Source organism: Streptomyces sp. NBC_00075 (assembly GCF_045041225.1).
In the GTDB taxonomy this organism is placed as follows: domain Bacteria; phylum Actinomycetota; class Actinomycetes; order Streptomycetales; family Streptomycetaceae; genus Streptomyces; species Streptomyces adonidis.
Genome location: NZ_CP108243.1, coordinates 1000413 through 1016358, shown reverse-complemented (window position 1 = coordinate 1016358; position 15946 = coordinate 1000413). Strand labels below are relative to the sequence as shown.

Below are 15946 nucleotides of genomic sequence, written 5' to 3'. Positions count from 1 at the left end.
CGCATGCATGACGACCGCAACCTGGTCGAGGGCCGTCTGAAGCGTGTCCTCGACGAACGTATCCGCCCCGCCGTGTACCCCGAGTCCGTACCGCTGGACGTCGCCGTGTGGCACGCCCCCGGAGAGCCGGTGCCCGTCGCCGAGGGGCTGGCCGGCGTGCCCGAGCCGATCGAGGTGGGCGCCCGGTGGGGCGCGCCCTGGGGCACCAGCTGGTTCCGGGTCACCGGAACCGTCCCGCAGGCGTGGGCCGGGCGGACCGTCGAGGCCCTCCTCGACCTCGGCTTCGACGAGAACATGCCCGGCTTCCAGTGCGAGGGCCTGGTGTACCGGCCCGACGGCACCCCTGTGAAGGGGCTCAACCCGCGCAACCAGTGGGTGCGGATCGGGGCGCCGGTCGAGGGCGGCGAGGAGGTGCGGCTGCACATCGAGGCCGCGTCCAACCCCGTCATCCTCGACTACCACCCCTTCCTGCCCACCCAGTTGGGCGACAAGGAGACCGCGGGCAGCGAACCGCAGTACACCCTCACCCGCATGGACCTGGCCGTCTTCGACGAGACGGTCTGGCAGCTGGTGATCGACCTGGAGGTGCTCGGCGAGCTGATGGCCGAGCTGCCTGTGGAGTCGGCGCGCCGCTGGGAGATCCTGCGGGCGGTGGAGAAGGCGCTGGACGCCGTCGACCTCCAGGACGTGGGCGGTACGGCGGCCCAGGCGCGGGCCCGCCTGGAGACCGTGCTGTCCGAGCCCGCCGTATCCTCCGCCCACCGCATCAGCGCCGTCGGCCACGCCCACATCGACTCGGCGTGGCTGTGGCCGCTGCGCGAGACGGTGCGCAAAGTGGCCCGTACGACGGCGAACATGACCGCGCTGATCGAGGACGAGCCCGAGTTCGTCTTCGCCATGTCGCAGGCCCAGCAGTGGGCGTGGGTGAAGGAGCACCGGCCCGAGGTGTGGGCCCGGGTGAAGAAGGCGGTCGCCGACGGGCGGTTCGTGCCGGCCGGGGGCATGTGGGTGGAGTCGGACACCAACATGCCGGGCTCGGAGGCGATGGCCCGTCAGTTCGTGCACGGGAAGCGGTTCTTCCTCGACGAGTTCGGCATCGAGAACGACGAGGCGTGGCTGCCCGACACCTTCGGCTTCGCCGCCGGACTCCCGCAGATCATCAAGGCGGCCGGCTCCAAGTGGCTGCTGACACAGAAGATCTCGTGGTCGCAGACCAACAAGTTCCCGCACCACACCTTCCAGTGGGAGGGCATCGACGGTACCCGGATCTTCACGCACTTCCCGCCCGTCGACACCTACAACTGCTCGATGAAGGGCAGCGAGATCGCCCACGCGGCCCGCAACTTCAAGGACAAGGGCGTCGCCCGGCACTCCCTCGCACCGACCGGCTGGGGCGACGGAGGCGGCGGCACCACCCGCGAGATGGTCGCCAAGGCGGCCCGGCTGGGCAACCTCGAAGGCTCGGCCACCGTGGAGTGGGAGACCCCCGGCGAGTTCTTCGCGAAGGCCGAGGCCGAATACCCCAACGCGCCTGTCTGGGTGGGTGAGTTGTACCTCGAACTGCACCGCGCCACCCTCACCAGCCAGGCGAAGACCAAGCAGGGCAACCGCCGCAGCGAGCACCTGCTCCGCGAGGCCGAACTGTGGGCGGCGACCGCGGCCGTCCGTGCCGGATTCCCTTACCCGTACGAGGAGTTGGACCGCATCTGGAAGACGGTCCTGCTCCACCAGTTCCACGACATCCTGCCCGGCTCGTCGATCGCCTGGGTGCACCGCGAGGCACGCGCCACCTACGACCGCCTCGCCGCCGAGCTGAACGGCATCATCGACGCGGCCCAACACGCCCTGGCGGGGGAGGGTACGACGGAGTTCGTCTTCAACTCCGCGCCCCACAGCCGGGATGGGGTCCCGGCGGGCGCTGCCCGTACCCCGGAGACCATCGGCGAAACGGCACTCGCGCCCCGCCTCGCCGGCGGCTACACCCTCGACAACGGGCTACTCCGGGTCGAGATCGACGCGGCGGGGCTCGTGGTGTCGGCGTACGACATCAAGGCCGACCGCGAGACCGTCGCCCCCGGCCACGCCGCCAACCTCCTCCAGCTCCACCCCGACTTCCCGAACATGTGGGACGCCTGGGACGTCGACGAGTTCTACCGCAACACGGTCACCGACCTGACCGACGTCGATGAGATCACCGCAGGTGAGGACGGCGAGTCGCTGCGGGTCGTACGGTCCTTCGGCGCGTCGCGCATCACCCAGGTGCTGACGCTGCCGCCGGGGGAGCGGAAGCTGCTGATCGACACGGAGGTCGACTGGCACGAGACCGAGAAGTTCCTCAAGCTCGCCTTCCCGCTCGACGTGCACGCCGAACGGTACGCGTCCGAGACCCAGTTCGGGCACTTCCACCGTCCCACGCACACCAACACCTCATGGGAGGCGGCCAAGTTCGAGGCGTGCAACCACCGCTTCGTCCACGTGGCGGAGCCGGACTGGGGCGTCGCGATCGTCAACGACTCGACGTACGGCCATGACGTCACCCGAAGTGTCCGTGACAGCGACTCCGGTACGACCACCACGGTCCGCGTCTCCCTCCTGCGCGCACCGCGCTTCCCCGACCCCGAGACAGACCAGGGCGTCCACCGCTTCCGGCACGCACTGGTACCGGGCGCGGGGATCGGCGACGCGGTGCGCGAGGGCTGGCGGATCAACCTGCCGGAGCGGCGAGTGACCGGCGCGCGGGACGTGGCCCCGCTGGTGAGTGTCGACCGGGACGCGGTCGTCGTCAGCGCCGTGAAGCTCGCCGACGACGGCAGCGGCGATGTCGTGGTCCGCTTCCACGAGGCCCACGGCGGACGCGCCCGCGCCACGCTCACCGCCGGCTTCGGGTTCACGTCCGTCACGGTCACCGACCTGCTGGAACGCCCACTCGCGGAGGCGGCGGCACCTCAGCGCGACGGCGCCCGGATCGCCGTACGCCTGCGCCCGTTCGAACTGGTGACGCTGAGGTTCGTACGGGCTCAGTAGCAGCTACCGCAGGGCCCAGCGGCGCCGGGGAAGTCGGGTGCGGAACCGTGCCCCTTTAGGGGCGCGGGGAACTGCGCGACCAGCCACAGCGGATCCGCAGATTCCGCACCGCGCATTCAGTGCAGCGCTTCGCTCACGTTTCGAGCTGGGCCCGCAGCCATTCCTCCACCTCACCCACATGCGCCGCAGCCGCAGCCCGCGCCGCCTCCGGATCGTGGGCGACCAGCGCACGGTGGATCGCCGCGTGCTCGCGGCGCGTGCGCGCGAACGCGCCCTCCTCCTGGTACCCACGCCAGACCCGGGCGCGGAACGTACGTGAGGAGAGGCCCTCAAGAATCGCGGCCATCGTGTCGTTGCCCGCCGCCCCGGCGATCTCGCGATGGAAGGCGAGGTCGTGGGCGAGGATCTCCTCGGGATCGTCGGTGGCGTTCATCGCCGTGAGGTGCTTCTCCACCTCCGCGAGCTGGTCAGGGGTGATCCGTGCGGCGGCCAGCGCGGTCGCCGTCGACTCCAGGATGCGCCGGACCTCAAGGAGCTCGACCAGCCGCGGGCCCCGCGAGAGGTCCGCGACCACACCGAAGGTCTCCAGCAGGTCGCCGGCCTCCAGCTGGGTCACGTAGATGCCCGAGCCGTGCCGGGCCTCCAGCACGCCCATCACCGTGAGCGCCCGGATCGCCTCCCGCATCGAACTGCGCGAGATGCCCAGCCGGACGGCCAGATCACGCTCGGTGGGCAGCCGCTGGCCCGGCTCCAGCCGGCCCTCGCCGATCATCGCCTTGATCTGCTCGATGGCGCGCTGCGTCACCGTGCCCTTCTGCGGGGCCGCCTCTGTGCTGCCGGCCGGGATCTCGTCCATGCCGTGTCCTCCTGTCGCCGGGTGCGCCGCAGTCTAACCAGCAGGTTGGTCGGACCACTACGGTCAGAATCGAGGAAAATTGGCCCTGTGGGGTGTTCCAACCCCGAAGTGGTCTGATAAATATGCGGGCATCTGCTCGATCACGCTCGATGAGGAGCTGCCAGATGCTCGACAGAACAGTGGGGAAGCGGGAGACACGGCGGGAGAAGCGGGGCAGGGCGCGGGTGCTCGGTGCGGTGGCCCTGGCCGCCTGTACCGGCCTGGTGCTCAGCGCCTGCGGCAGCACCAAGGACACCGTCGCCTCGGGCGGCAGTGACGGCGACGGGACGGGCAAGGTCGGCGTGATCCTGCCGCTGCTGACCTCGCCGTTCTGGCAGTCGTACAACGACTACGTGCCGAAGATGGCCAAGACCGAGGGAGTGGACGCGCTGAAGACCGTCAACTCCAACAGCGACCCCTCGCAGCAGATCACCGACATCAACAACCAGCTCAACCAGGGAGTGAAGGGGCTCGTCGTCGCGCCCCTCGACAGCGCCGCCATCGAGGCCGGCCTCGACCAGGCCGAGCGCAAGGGCGTGCCCGTCGTCGCCGTCGACGTGGCGCCCGAGAAGGGCAAGGTCGCCATGGTCGTACGCGCCAACAACGTCGCGTACGGCGAGAAGGCCTGCCAGTACCTCGGTGAGCACATCACCTCGGGCAAGGTCGTGCAGATCATGGGCGATCTCGCGTCGGTCAACGGGCGGGACCGGTCGGAGGCGTTCCGGGCCTGTGTGAAGGAGAAGTTCCCGAAGCTGAAGGTGCTGGAGATACCGGCCAAGTGGGAGTCGGACACGGCCGCCTCCAAGCTCGACACGCTCCTCAACGCCAACCCGGACATCAAGGGCATCTACATGCAGGCCGGCGGCGTCTATCTCGCGCCCACCCTCCAGACCCTGAAGTCCAAGGGAATGCTGAAGAAGACGGGCCAGGCCGGGCACATCTCGATCGTCTCGAACGACGGGATCCCGCAGGAGTTCGACGCCATCCGCAAGGGCGAGATCGACGCGACCGTCTCCCAGCCCGCCGACCTCTACGCCAAGTACGGCATGTACTACATCAAGGCGGCGATGGAGGGGAAGACGTTCGAGCCCGGCCCGACCGACCACGACTCCACGATCGTCAAGCTGCCCAGCGGCATCCTGGAGGACCAGCTGCCCGCACCCCTGGTCACCAAGGACAACGTCGACGACGCCGCGCTCTGGGGCAACACGGTCGGATGAGCAGCCAACCACGGGAGAACCCGGACACCCCTCTCGTGCCGCTCGTCGAGGCGCGCGGCATCACCAAGCGGTACGGCCCCACCACCGCGCTCCAGGACGGTCGACTGACCGTCCTGGCAGGTGAGTCGCACGCCCTCGTCGGCCGTAACGGCGCCGGAAAGTCCACCCTGGTCACCATCCTCACCGGCCTCCAGGCACCCGACGAGGGCACGGTCCGCTTCGACGGACAGCCCTCGCCCCCGCTCGCCGACCGCGACGCCTGGCGTTCCAAGGTGGCCTGCGTCTACCAAAAGCCCACCGTCGTACCCGAGTTGACGGTCGCCGAGAACCTCTTCATCAACCGGCAGCCGACCGGCCGCGGGGGAGTCATCAGCTGGCGGCGGCTGCGCACCGAGGCCGCCGAACTCCTCGGTACCTGGGACGTGCACGTCGACCCGGAGGCACGCACCGCCGACCTCAAGGTCGAGGACCGCCAAATGGTCGAGATCGCACGGGCGTTGAGCTTCGGCGCCCGCTTCATCGTCCTCGACGAACCGACCGCCCAGCTCGACAGCCGGGAGATCGACCGGCTCTTCACCCGGATGCGCGCACTCCAGGACTCGGGCGTCACCTTCCTGTTCATCTCGCATCACCTCCAGGAGGTGTACGAGGTGTGCCAGACGGTGACCGTCCTGCGGGACGCCCGCTGGATCACCACAGCCCCCGTCGCCGACCTCCCGCGCACGGCCCTGGTGGAGGCCATGGCAGGGGAGACCATCGCTGAACAGGCCTTCACCCCCAAGGGAGTTGAGGCGGGCGCGCCGGTGCTGCTGGCCGCCGAGGGGCTCACCTCACCGGCGTACGAGAACATCGACCTGACCGTGCGCCGCGGCGAGGTCGTCGGGCTCGCCGGGTCCAGTGGGAGCGGGAAGATCGAGTTGGCCGAGTCCTTCGCCGGGCTCCACACGCCGACCGGTGGAGGCGCCCGACTCGACGGCGGACGGCTGCCGTTCGGCGATGTGCAGGCGGCGCTCACGGCGGGCGTCGCCTGCGTGCCGCGCGACCGGCACGAACAGGGGCTGGTCTCCGGCATGACAGTCGGCGACAACGCCACCATGAGCGTCCTGCGGCGCCTCGGCCGGTACGGCTTCGTCTCCGGCGACCGCAAACGCGGGTTCGCCACCGCCCTCATCGAACGCCTCGACATCCACACCGAGGGACCCGACCAGCCCGTCTCCGACCTGTCCGGCGGCAACGCGCAGAAGGTCGTCATGGCCCGCGCCCTCGCCTCCGACCCCAAACTGCTCGTCCTCATCAACCCCACCGCGGGCGTCGACGTGAAGTCCAAGGAGTCGCTCCTCGCCCGTATGGACAGCGCCCGCGAGGACGGCACCGCCGTCCTGGTCGTCTCCGACGAACTCGACGACCTGCGCCGCTGCGACCGCGTCCTCGTCCTCTTCCACGGCCGCGTCGTCGCCGAGCACGAGGCGGGTTGGCGGGACCACGAGCTGATCGCCTCCATCGAAGGAGTGGACCATGGCTGATACCAAGGCCCCGCCGCTCGCCCCCCTACGGGCCCCGGACCCGCGCTCGGCCAAGACCGTACTCCTCCGCCGCGCCCGCGAACTCGCCCTCGTACCAGCCCTGTTGCTGCTCATGGTGCTCGGTACGGTGGTCAACGACTCGTTCCTCACCGAGCGCAACCTGATCTCGATCCTCGGTGCCTCCGCCGCCCTCGCGATGGTCGTGCTCGCCGAGTCGCTCGTCCTCATCACCGGCAAGTTCGACCTCTCCCTGGAGTCGGTCGTCGGCATCGCCCCGGCCGTCGGCGCGCTGCTCGTGCTGCCGGTCGCGCAGTCCGGCTGGGGGACCGAATTCCCTGCCGTACTGGCCCTGTTGGCGATCCTCGTCGCCGGAGGTGTCGTCGGAGCTTTCAACGGCATCCTCGTCGTCAAGTTCAAACTCAACGCGTTCATCGTCACGCTCGCGATGCTCATTGTGCTGCGCGGGCTGCTCGTCGGCGCGACCAAGGGAAAGACCCTGTTCGGCATGCCCGACTCCTTCTACTCCCTCGCCACCACCACGTTCCTCAGCGTGCCTATGTCGGTGTGGGTGGCCGGGGCGTGCTTCGCCGTCGCCGGGCTTGTGCTCAGGTATCACCGGGTCGGGCGCGCGTTGTACGCGATCGGCGGCAACGCGGATGCGGCGCGCGCCGCGGGGATCCGGGTCGAGCGGGTGATGCTCGGGGTGTTTGTCGTCGCCGGTGTGCTTGCCTCTGTCGGGGGGATCATGCAGACGGGGTATGTCGGGGCGATCAGTGCGAACCAGGGCAACAACATGATCTTCACCGTGTTCGCGGCTGCTGTCATCGGGGGGATCAGCCTCGATGGGGGCAAGGGGACGATGTTCGGGGCGTTGACCGGGGTGTTGTTGCTGGGGGTTGTGCAGAATCTGCTGACCTTGGCTCAGGTGCCCTCGTTCTGGATTCAGGCGATATACGGCGGAATCATCCTGGTTGCGCTCATGATCGCCAGAGTGACGACAGGGCGTGCTCAGGACTAATGACCAAGAGCTCGGCTGGATCTGTGGTTTGTCGTCTGCGGCCCGTGGGGGCTTGTCGCGCAGTTCCCCGCGCCCCTTAAGGGCGCGTCACCTCATCCGGCACAGAGCCATCCCCTACCCCTGTCCCTGACCGAAAGGCATTCCGTGTCACCGACCACCGCCCGCGTCATCGCGGTCGACACCTACGACATCCGGTTCCCCACCTCGCGCGAGCTGGACGGCTCCGACGCGATGAATCCAGACCCCGACTACTCGGCGGCCTATGTCGTGCTGCGTACCGACGCGGCCGACGGGCACGAGGGGCATGGGTTCACCTTCACCATCGGGCGGGGCAACGAGGTCCAGGTCGCCGCGATCGACGCGCTGCGCGGGCATGTGGTCGGCCGGTCCGTCGACGAGTTGTGCGCGGACCCGGGCACCCTGAACCGCGACCTGATCGGCGACAGTCAGCTGCGCTGGCTCGGCCCCGAGAAGGGCGTGATGCACATGGCGATCGGTGCCGTCGTCAACGCCGTGTGGGATCTTGCTGCGAAACGGGCTGGTCAGCCGCTGTGGCAGTTGCTCGCAGAGGCCGAGCCCGAGTGGCTCGTCCGGCAGATCGACTTCCGGTATCTCACCGACGCGCTCACCCCCGAGGAGGCCCTCGACCTGCTGCGCCAGGGCCGGGAAGGTGCGGTCGAACGTACGGCCGACCTGCTGGCGAAGGGCTTCCCCGCCTACACCACCTCCGCCGGCTGGCTCGGCTACGACGACGAGAAGCTCACCCGGCTCGCAGCCGAGGCCGTCGCCGACGGCTTCACCCAGATCAAGCTCAAGGTCGGAGCGGACCTCGACGACGACGTACGCCGTTGCCGAGTCGCCCGATCCGTCGTCGGGCCTGACATCCGGATGGCGATCGACGCCAACCAGCGCTGGGATGTCGACGAGGCGATCCGCTGGACCAAGGCGCTCGCCGAGTTCGACCCCTACTGGATCGAGGAACCCACCAGCCCCGACGACATCCTCGGCCACGCCGCGATCCGCCGGGCCGTGGCCCCCGTCAAGGTCGCCACCGGCGAACACGTCCAGAACCGGGTCGTCTTCAAGCAGCTCCTCCAGGCCGACGCCATCGACGTCGTGCAGATCGACGCGGCCCGTGTCGGCGGTGTCAACGAGAACCTCGCCATCCTGCTCCTCGCGGCCAAGTTCGGCGTCCCCGTCTGCCCGCACGCGGGCGGCGTCGGCCTGTGCGAACTCGTCCAGCACCTGTCGATGTTCGACTACGTCGCCCTGGCCGGGACGACCGAGAACCGGGTCATCGAGTACGTCGATCATCTGCACGGCCACTTCCTCGACCCCGTGGTGATCGGGCAAGGTCATTACCGGGCACCGACCGCGCCGGGCTTCTCCGCGACCATGCGGCCGGAGTCCATCGCGGAGTTCACGTTCCCCGGCGGCACCTTCTGGGCCGCCGACCTGGCGAAGGAGAAGGGGCAGGCCGCATGACCGACTTCGAGGGTCTCAAGGCGCTGGTCACGGGCGGCGCGTCCGGCATCGGCCGGGCCGCCGCGGAGCTGCTGGCGGCGCGTGGCGCACAGGTCGCCGTCCTCGACCTGGACCCGTCGTCGGTCGAGAAGCCGCTGCTCGGGTACCGGGCCGACGTCACCGACGACACGTCCGTGCGGGAGGCGGTGGCCGCCGCCGTCGCCGACCTCGGCGGCCTCGACGTGCTGGTCAACAACGCCGGGATCGGCGCCCAGGGCACCGTCGAGGACAACGACGACGAGCAGTGGCACCGCGTTTTCGACGTCAACGTGGTCGGCATGGTCCGTGTCGCCCGCGCCGCGCTGCCGCATCTGCGGAACTCGGCGCATGCCGCCATCGTCAACACCTGCTCGATCGCCGCCACGGCCGGCCTGCCGCAGCGCGCCCTGTACAGCGCCACCAAGGGCGCCGTGTACTCGCTCACCCTCGCCATGGCCGCCGACCACCTCCGCGAGGGCGTCCGTGTGAACTGCGTCAACCCGGGCACGGCCGACACCCCGTGGGTCGGCCGCCTCCTCGACGCGGCCCCCGACCCGGCCGCCGAGCGCGCCGCACTGGAGGCCCGTCAGCCCAGCGGCCGGCTGGTCTCGGCCGCCGAGGTCGCGGGCGCCATCGCCTACTTGGCGAGCCCCCTGTCCGGCGCCACCACCGGCACGTCCCTCGCCGTCGACGGCGGCATGCAGGGCCTGCGGCTGCGGCCGGTGGGCCAGTGAGCACGCTCGGCGGCAGCGGTGTCCCGGTCAGCGGGCTCGGCTTCGGCGGCGCCGTCATCGGCAACCTCTTCACCGAGGTGACCGACGAACAGGCGCACGCGGCCGTGACCGCCGCCTGGGAGAGCGGCATCCGCTACTTCGACACCGCCCCGCACTACGGCCTCGGCCTGTCCGAACGCCGACTTGGCCAGGCCCTGAGCGCCCACCCCCGCGCGGAGTACACGGTCTCCACGAAGGTCGGACGCCGACTGGAGCCCGCCCAGGGCGGAGGCGACGACCTCGCCAACGGCTTCGCGGTCCCCGCCACCCTGCACCGCGTCTGGGACTTCAGCGCCGACGGCGTACGCCGCACCCTGGAGGCCAGCCTCGAACGGCTCGGCCTCGACCGCGTGGACGTCGTCTACCTCCACGACCCCGACGACCACGCCGAACAGGCCTTCCACGAGGGCTATCCGGCCCTGGAGAAGCTCCGCTCGGAGGGCGTGGTCGGCGCGATCGGCGCCGGGATGAACCAGACGGCGATGCTCACCCGCTTCGTCCGCGACACGGACGTCGATGTGGTGCTGTGCGCGGGCCGCTACACCCTGCTCGACCAGAGCGCCCTCACCGACCTCCTGCCCGCCGCAGTCGAACGAGGCGTCTCCGTGGTGATCGGGGGCACCTTCAACTCCGGTCTCCTGGCGGACCCGAAGCCGGGAGCCACCTACAACTACTCCGAAGCGCCTGGGGACTTGCTGCAACGCGCCCTGTGCATGCGGGAGATCGCCGAGCGGCACGGCATCACCCTGCGGGCCGCCGCCCTCGACTTCTGCGCGGCCCACCCGGCCGTCGCGAGCGTGCTGGTGGGCGCCCGCTCGGTGGCCGAAGTCCAGGACGCGGCCGCCCAGTTCGCGACTCCGGTACCTTCCGCCTTCTGGCAGGAACTGCGTGCCACCGGGCTCCTGACCACCGAGGAGCCGTCATGAGAGTCGCCCTGCACACCAAGGTCCGCGCCGACCGCGTCGCCGAGTACGACGCAGCCCACCGCGAGGTCCCCGTCGAACTGACCGACGCGATCCGTGCCGCCGGCGCCACCTCCTGGACGATCTGGCGCAGCGGCACCGACCTCTTCCACGTCCTGGAGTGCGAGGACTACGCCCGGCTCCTCACCGAGTTGGAGAAGCTGCCGGTCAACGTGGCCTGGCAGGCCCGGATGGCCGAACTCCTCGACGTGGTGCACGACTACTCCGACGAAGGCGCCGACGCCGGCCTGCCGGTCGTGTGGGAGCTGCCGTGACCGTCGTGGACGCGCACCACCACGTGTGGGACCTCTCGGTCCGGGACCAGGACTGGATCGCGGAAGACAGCCCGCTGCGGCGGGACTTCACCATGGCGGACCTCGCGCCTGAGGCCCGCGCGGCCGGAGTCGACCGCACGGTCCTCGTCCAGACGATCACCGTGTCCGAGGAGACCCCGGAGTTCCTGGCACTCGCGGCGGAGCACGAACTGATCGCGGGCGTCGTCGGCTGGACCGACCTGACCCGGACCGACATCGCCGACGAGCTGGCCAGACTGCGTGAACTCCCCGGCGGCGCCTACCTGAAGGGCATCCGCCACCAGGTCCAGGGCGAGCCGGACCCGGAGTGGCTGCTGCGCCCGGACGTCCGCCGTGGTCTTGCCGCCGTCGCCGAAGCGGGCCTGGTGTACGACCTGGTCGTCCTGCCGCACCAGCTGCCCGCGTGCGTGAAGGCGGCCGAGTCGCTGCCTCAACTCACCTTCGTCCTCGACCACTTGGGCAAGCCGCCGATCGTCTCCGGCGCCCTGGAACCCTGGGCCTCGGACCTGCGCTCCCTGGCCGCCCTGCCCAACACGGCCGGCAAACTCTCCGGTCTGGTCACCGAGGCCGACCCCACGGCCTGGACCCTGGACGACCTGCGCCCGTACGCCGAGACGGCCCTGGACGCCTTCGGGCCGGACCGGTTGATGTTCGGCTCGGACTGGCCGGTGTGCACGCTCGTCGCGTCGTACGGCCAAGTCTTGTCCCTGGCCCAGGAGTTGACCGCCTCCCTCGATGCGGGCGAACGCGAGCAGGTCTTCGCGGGCACCACGAGCCGCGTCTACGGCCTCTGAGCCGGTCCGGCGACCAGCCGCGTCGGCGGCATGAACTCCCGTACGTACACCCGCTCCCAGCACGCCCCCGTCGCCCGCAGCTCCCGCCAGGTCGTGTACCGGTAGCGGAAGAGGCGGGCGCGGACGTAGCGCGGGGGCGCGTCCGGCGGGAACGGGGAGTGGCGCAGCAGGCGGAGTGTGTCGCGGTCGTTCTCCAGGAGGCGTTCGGTCATCGGGCCGAACCACGATCCGGCGTACGCGGGCGACAGCGCGGCGAACCACATCATCCAGTCGAGCCGCAGATGGTAGGGCGCGAACTGGCGTGGCCAGCGCCCCGGTTGACCCGGCTTGCCCTTGAACTCGTACTCCCGCCAGTCGGATTCCTCGCGCGGTACGGCGTCGGCCGTGCCCTCGACGACCACCTCGTACCGGATGCGGCTGACGCTGCCGAAGGCGCCGTAGGTGTTGACCAGATGGAGGGGGTCGAAGGAGCGGTTCATGACCTGGCGGCGCGAGATCATGTTGCGGACGGGGCGGTAACTGAGGCTCAGCAGTGCCGTGGCGACGGACAGGACCACGATCTTGTACCAGAGCGGGGTGTCCGGGACGGATGTCGGTGCCGTGTCCGGGAGGCGTACCGCCGACAGGGCCAGCACGATCGTGAGCCAGTTCAGCCAGGCGAAGTTGCCCGACAGAACCAGCCACAGCTGGGTGACGATCATCAGGGACGCTGCCGCCGTCGCCACGGGTTGTGGAGTGAACAGGAGGACAGGGACGGCGAGTTGGGTGACATGGTTCGCCGCTGTCTCGACCCGGTGCACCGGCCTGGGGAGGTGGTGGAAGAACCAGCTCAGCGGGCCCGGCATCGGCTGTGTCTCGTGGTGGAAGTCGAGACAGGTCAGCTTCCGCCAGCACGTGTCGCCGCGCATCTTGATCAGACCGGCGCCGAACTCCACCCGGAACAGGATCCAGCGCAGCAGGAACAGCACCACCACCGGCGGTGCGACCTCGTCGTTGCCGAGGAACACGGCGAGGAATCCGACCTCCAGGAGCAGCGACTCCCAGCCGAAGCCGTACCAGGTCTGGCCGACGTTGACGATCGACAGATACATCGCCCACGGCAGCAGCCACAGCAACATGCCCGCCCAGAGCGGGAGTTGCGCGTCCAGCCCGGCGAGCAGCGCCACCGACACCGCACACCCGGTCCAGGCCCAGACGGCGAAGAAGCGGTCGGAGTAGTGGAGTTGGAACACGCTCGGTGCCTGCTGGAACGGCACATGGGCGACCAGCCGGGGGACCGGCAGCATGCCCCGCTCGCCGATCAGCGCCCGGAACTGGAGGGCCGCGCCGAGGAACGCGACCAGATAGACGCAGGCCAGACCCCGCTGGAAGAGCACACGGCTCAGCCAGTACTCGGATGCGGTGAACCACTCCACGCGGACCCCTCTCCTCTCTCCTCCATTGTGACGCTGGGTGACCGTCTCGGCTTGCGTGCGCCGAGTGGGTGACGCAGACAATGGGGAATGCACCGAACCCTTGTCACCGCCTGTGCACTCTCGGCAGCCCTGATCGTCGGCGGCTGGGAGGGCGACCCGCCCGGCGAGGAGGTCGTGTCCCCGGACGACCTCGGCTTCGGCACGGCCCAGGACGTCTGCGACGAGATCGGCCCCGACACCGTCCCGGAGATCCCCGACCTTCCCGACGGCGGCGGCTTGATTCCCGACGAGACAAGCACCGCATACGGTTCGTATGCCCCGTACGACCCCTGCGAGGGTGTCGGCGAGTGAACGATGCCCGACGAAAGCCGTCGGACAAGTCGAAGAATCAGCCAAACACTGGCAAGGTGGCCCCATGGCTGATCGGGGAGCGAGCGCCCTGTCACTCCCGGACGACTGGCCCGCCCACCCGGATCCGATTCTGGCGCTCAACCGTATGGGGACGTTCGACTGGGACCTGGACGCCGGTCTGTTCCACATGGACGCGTTGGCACACGAGATCTTCGACCTGCGCCCCGACGAATACGACGGCCACCCCGAGAGCCTGGGCGTGCGAGTGCCCCGGATGGAAGGCCTCCGGATCGACTCCGTGGTCTCCGAGGCCATGAAGGACGGCAGCGAGAACTACGGCGTCTACTTCCGCCTCCGCCGCCGCGACGGAAGCCTCCAGTGGACCCACACCCAGGGCTACATCCGCCGGGACGAGACGGGCCGCCCGCGCCGCGTCATTGGCATCGTCCGCGACGCCACGCAGGAGTTGCGGGACAGCCAGACCCGTACCGAACAGGCCGCCAAGGACGAGGTCAGGCGCCGCCAGATCAACGTCGTGCAGGTCATCACCGCGGCCCTCGCGCACGCCCGCACCGTGGAGGACGTCATCGACGTCCTCACGAACTCGCCCGGCGTCCCCCACCTCGGCGCCGCCAGCCTCGTCATGGGCCTGGTGGAGGCCGGCCGGATCCGCCTGGTCGCCGAGGGCCCGGCGGGCGCCTCCGTGCCCGGCACCCGCATCACACGGATCGACGAGCCCTACCCGATGGGCGACGTCGTACGGACCCTCAGCCCGAGGTTCATCGAGTCGCCCGAGGAGTTCGCGGCCGGATACCCGGTCCTGTGGCCGCATCTCGTCGACCTGAAGGTCACCTCGGCCGCCTACCTGCCGCTCATCGCGCAGGCCCGGCCGATCGGCGCGATGGGCCTGCTCTACAACGACCGCTACGGCTTCTCGGCGGAGGACCGGGCCGTCCTCGTCGCCCTCGGCACCAGCATCGCGCAGTGCCTCCAGCGGGCCATGCTCTACGAGCAGGAGAAGGACCTCGCCCAGGGTCTCCAGCAGGCCATGCTGCCGCGCACCATCCCCAGCGTGCCCGGCGCCGACATCGCCGTCCGCTACCGCGCCGCCTCCTCCGGCGGCCAGCTCGGCCGGGACATCGGCGGCGACTGGTACGACGTGATCCCGCTGCCGGGCGGCCGGGTCGGCGCGGTCATCGGGGACGTCCAGGGCCACGACACGCACGCCGCGGCCGTCATGGGCCAGCTGCGGATCGTCCTGAAGGCCTACGCGGCCGAGGGGCACCCGCCCGCCACGGTGATGGCCCGCGCCTCCGTCTTCCTCGACGAACTCGACACCGACCGCTTCGCGACCTGTCTGTACGCGGAGGCCGACCTGGCCACCGGCGTGGTCCAGGTGGTCCGGGCCGGCCATCTCGACCCGCTGGTGCGAAACGCCGACGGCACCTGCCGGCGCGTCCCGGTCGACGGCGGGCTGCCCCTCGGCCTCTCCGCCGAGTTCGGACGCCTCGCCTACCCGGTGGCCATCCTCGAACTGGACCCCGGCGAGACCCTGGTGCTGTGCACCGACGGGCTCATCGAGGAGCCCGGCGCCGACCTCGACGACGGGATGCGGACCCTCAAGGCGCTCATCGCCGCGGGCCCCGAGAGCGCCTGGGAACTGGCCGACCGCCTCATCGAGGTCGCCGACGAGCGGGGCGGCGACGACGACGTGGCCCTGCTGCTCCTGCGCCGCCGGGGCCTGGCCGCCGTACAGTCCGGCGGGCGGCTCCAGCAGCACGTCGCACAGGCCGACCCCGACGCGCTGAGCGAGGCCCGGCACATGATCGGCGCCGCCGTCCGGGCCTGGGGCGCCCGCGAACGCGCCGACGAGGTCGAACTGATCGCGGACGAGCTGATCACCAACGCCCTGATGCACACCGAGGGCCCGGCGATCGTCACCCTGCGCGTGCTGACCGCCCCCGAACGCAGGCTGCGCGTCGAGGTCGAGGACTCCTCCAGCGCCCTGCCGCGCCGCCGGGATGCCGGCGAGTCCGGGGTCTCCGGGCGCGGTCTGCTCCTGGTCGACCTCCTCTCCGACACCTGGGGCGTGGAGGCGCGCGGCGGCGGCAAGGTCGTGTGGTGCGAGTTCGCGGTGCCACCCAGAAGCTGAGC

At 70.2% G+C, this 15946-nt stretch carries 13 protein-coding genes; 11 read left to right on the top strand and 2 right to left on the bottom strand.

What is annotated here, in order from left to right; genetic code table 11:
- Positions 1 to 3 precede the first annotated feature (3 nt).
- Complete coding sequence (locus tag OG787_RS04580; protein WP_405534357.1) at positions 4 to 3024, top strand: alpha-mannosidase; 3021 nt, start codon at positions 4 to 6, stop codon at positions 3022 to 3024.
- A gap of 133 nt (positions 3025 to 3157) precedes the next feature.
- On the opposite strand, the gene OG787_RS04575 is transcribed toward OG787_RS04580, so the two are convergent.
- Positions 3158 to 3880 carry a FadR/GntR family transcriptional regulator gene (locus OG787_RS04575; RefSeq protein ID WP_369032184.1) on the bottom strand — a complete coding sequence of 241 codons (723 nt, stop codon included), beginning with the start codon at positions 3878 to 3880 and terminating at the stop codon, positions 3158 to 3160.
- A gap of 164 nt (positions 3881 to 4044) precedes the next feature.
- Here OG787_RS04575 and OG787_RS04570 point away from each other — a divergent pair, with 164 nt between their 5' ends.
- The 8 genes from OG787_RS04570 to OG787_RS04535 all read left to right on the top strand — a co-directional run bounded on the left by OG787_RS04570 (position 4045) and on the right by OG787_RS04535 (position 12026).
- Positions 4045 to 5139 (top strand): sugar ABC transporter substrate-binding protein, encoded by a 1095-nt coding sequence (locus OG787_RS04570; RefSeq protein ID WP_405534356.1) that lies wholly within the window; start codon positions 4045 to 4047, stop codon positions 5137 to 5139.
- Positions 5136 to 6662, top strand: coding sequence for a sugar ABC transporter ATP-binding protein (locus OG787_RS04565; RefSeq protein WP_405534355.1), 1527 nt, complete (start codon positions 5136 to 5138; stop codon positions 6660 to 6662). The genes OG787_RS04570 and OG787_RS04565 overlap by 4 nt, the downstream gene beginning before the upstream one ends.
- Entirely contained in the window at positions 6655 to 7680 is a 1026-nt protein-coding gene (locus OG787_RS04560) for an ABC transporter permease (protein ID WP_389350541.1), read from the top strand. Before OG787_RS04565 ends, OG787_RS04560 begins: the two co-directional genes overlap by 8 nt.
- Before the next feature lie 144 nt (positions 7681 to 7824).
- A complete protein-coding gene (locus OG787_RS04555; protein ID WP_405534354.1) occupies positions 7825 to 9165 on the top strand; it encodes an L-fuconate dehydratase in 1341 nt (446 codons plus the stop codon).
- Entirely contained in the window at positions 9162 to 9917 is a 756-nt protein-coding gene (locus OG787_RS04550) for an SDR family NAD(P)-dependent oxidoreductase (RefSeq protein ID WP_369032189.1), read from the top strand. The genes OG787_RS04555 and OG787_RS04550 overlap by 4 nt, the downstream gene beginning before the upstream one ends.
- Positions 9914 to 10882, top strand: a complete 969-nt coding sequence (locus OG787_RS04545; RefSeq protein ID WP_405534353.1) for an aldo/keto reductase — start codon at positions 9914 to 9916, stop codon at positions 10880 to 10882. The genes OG787_RS04550 and OG787_RS04545 overlap by 4 nt, the downstream gene beginning before the upstream one ends.
- On the top strand, positions 10879 to 11193 hold the full coding sequence (locus OG787_RS04540) for an L-rhamnose mutarotase (RefSeq protein WP_405534352.1): 315 nt from the start codon (positions 10879 to 10881) through the stop codon (positions 11191 to 11193). The genes OG787_RS04545 and OG787_RS04540 overlap by 4 nt, the downstream gene beginning before the upstream one ends.
- The gene (locus tag OG787_RS04535) at positions 11190 to 12026 is read left to right on the top strand and encodes an amidohydrolase family protein (protein WP_405534351.1); all 837 of its coding nucleotides are present in this window, start codon (positions 11190 to 11192) and stop codon (positions 12024 to 12026) included. Before OG787_RS04540 ends, OG787_RS04535 begins: the two co-directional genes overlap by 4 nt.
- Here OG787_RS04535 and OG787_RS04530 read toward each other — a convergent pair.
- Positions 12014 to 13441, bottom strand: a complete 1428-nt coding sequence (locus OG787_RS04530; RefSeq protein WP_405534350.1) for a lipase maturation factor family protein — start codon at positions 13439 to 13441, stop codon at positions 12014 to 12016. The two genes, OG787_RS04535 and OG787_RS04530, sit on opposite strands and share 13 nt — an antisense overlap.
- 87 nt (positions 13442 to 13528) lie before the next feature.
- Here OG787_RS04530 and OG787_RS04525 point away from each other — a divergent pair, with 87 nt between their 5' ends.
- Together OG787_RS04525 and OG787_RS04520 are read left to right on the top strand one after the other, a co-directional pair.
- Complete coding sequence (locus tag OG787_RS04525) at positions 13529 to 13792, top strand: hypothetical protein (protein WP_369032194.1); 264 nt, start codon at positions 13529 to 13531, stop codon at positions 13790 to 13792.
- A gap of 64 nt (positions 13793 to 13856) precedes the next feature.
- On the top strand, positions 13857 to 15944 hold the full coding sequence (locus OG787_RS04520; RefSeq protein ID WP_369032195.1) for a SpoIIE family protein phosphatase: 2088 nt from the start codon (positions 13857 to 13859) through the stop codon (positions 15942 to 15944).
- The last annotated feature ends 2 nt before the right edge of the window (positions 15945 to 15946 follow it).

What these genes read in the sequence shown, in the direction of transcription:
- OG787_RS04580 (WP_405534357.1), top strand. Translation starts at nt 4, where the DNA reads ATGCATGACGACCGCAACCTGGTCGAGGGCCGTCTGAAGCGTGTCCTC.
- OG787_RS04540 (WP_405534352.1), top strand. Translation starts at nt 10,879, where the DNA reads ATGAGAGTCGCCCTGCACACCAAGGTCCGCGCCGACCGCGTCGCCGAG.
- OG787_RS04520 (WP_369032195.1), top strand. Translation starts at nt 13,857, where the DNA reads ATGGCTGATCGGGGAGCGAGCGCCCTGTCACTCCCGGACGACTGGCCC.
- OG787_RS04560 (WP_389350541.1), top strand. Translation starts at nt 6,655, where the DNA reads ATGGCTGATACCAAGGCCCCGCCGCTCGCCCCCCTACGGGCCCCGGAC.
- OG787_RS04575 (WP_369032184.1), bottom strand. Translation starts at nt 3,880, where the DNA reads ATGGACGAGATCCCGGCCGGCAGCACAGAGGCGGCCCCGCAGAAGGGC.
- OG787_RS04525 (WP_369032194.1), top strand. Translation starts at nt 13,529, where the DNA reads ATGCACCGAACCCTTGTCACCGCCTGTGCACTCTCGGCAGCCCTGATC.
- OG787_RS04550 (WP_369032189.1), top strand. Translation starts at nt 9,162, where the DNA reads ATGACCGACTTCGAGGGTCTCAAGGCGCTGGTCACGGGCGGCGCGTCC.
- OG787_RS04565 (WP_405534355.1), top strand. Translation starts at nt 5,136, where the DNA reads ATGAGCAGCCAACCACGGGAGAACCCGGACACCCCTCTCGTGCCGCTC.
- OG787_RS04570 (WP_405534356.1), top strand. Translation starts at nt 4,045, where the DNA reads ATGCTCGACAGAACAGTGGGGAAGCGGGAGACACGGCGGGAGAAGCGG.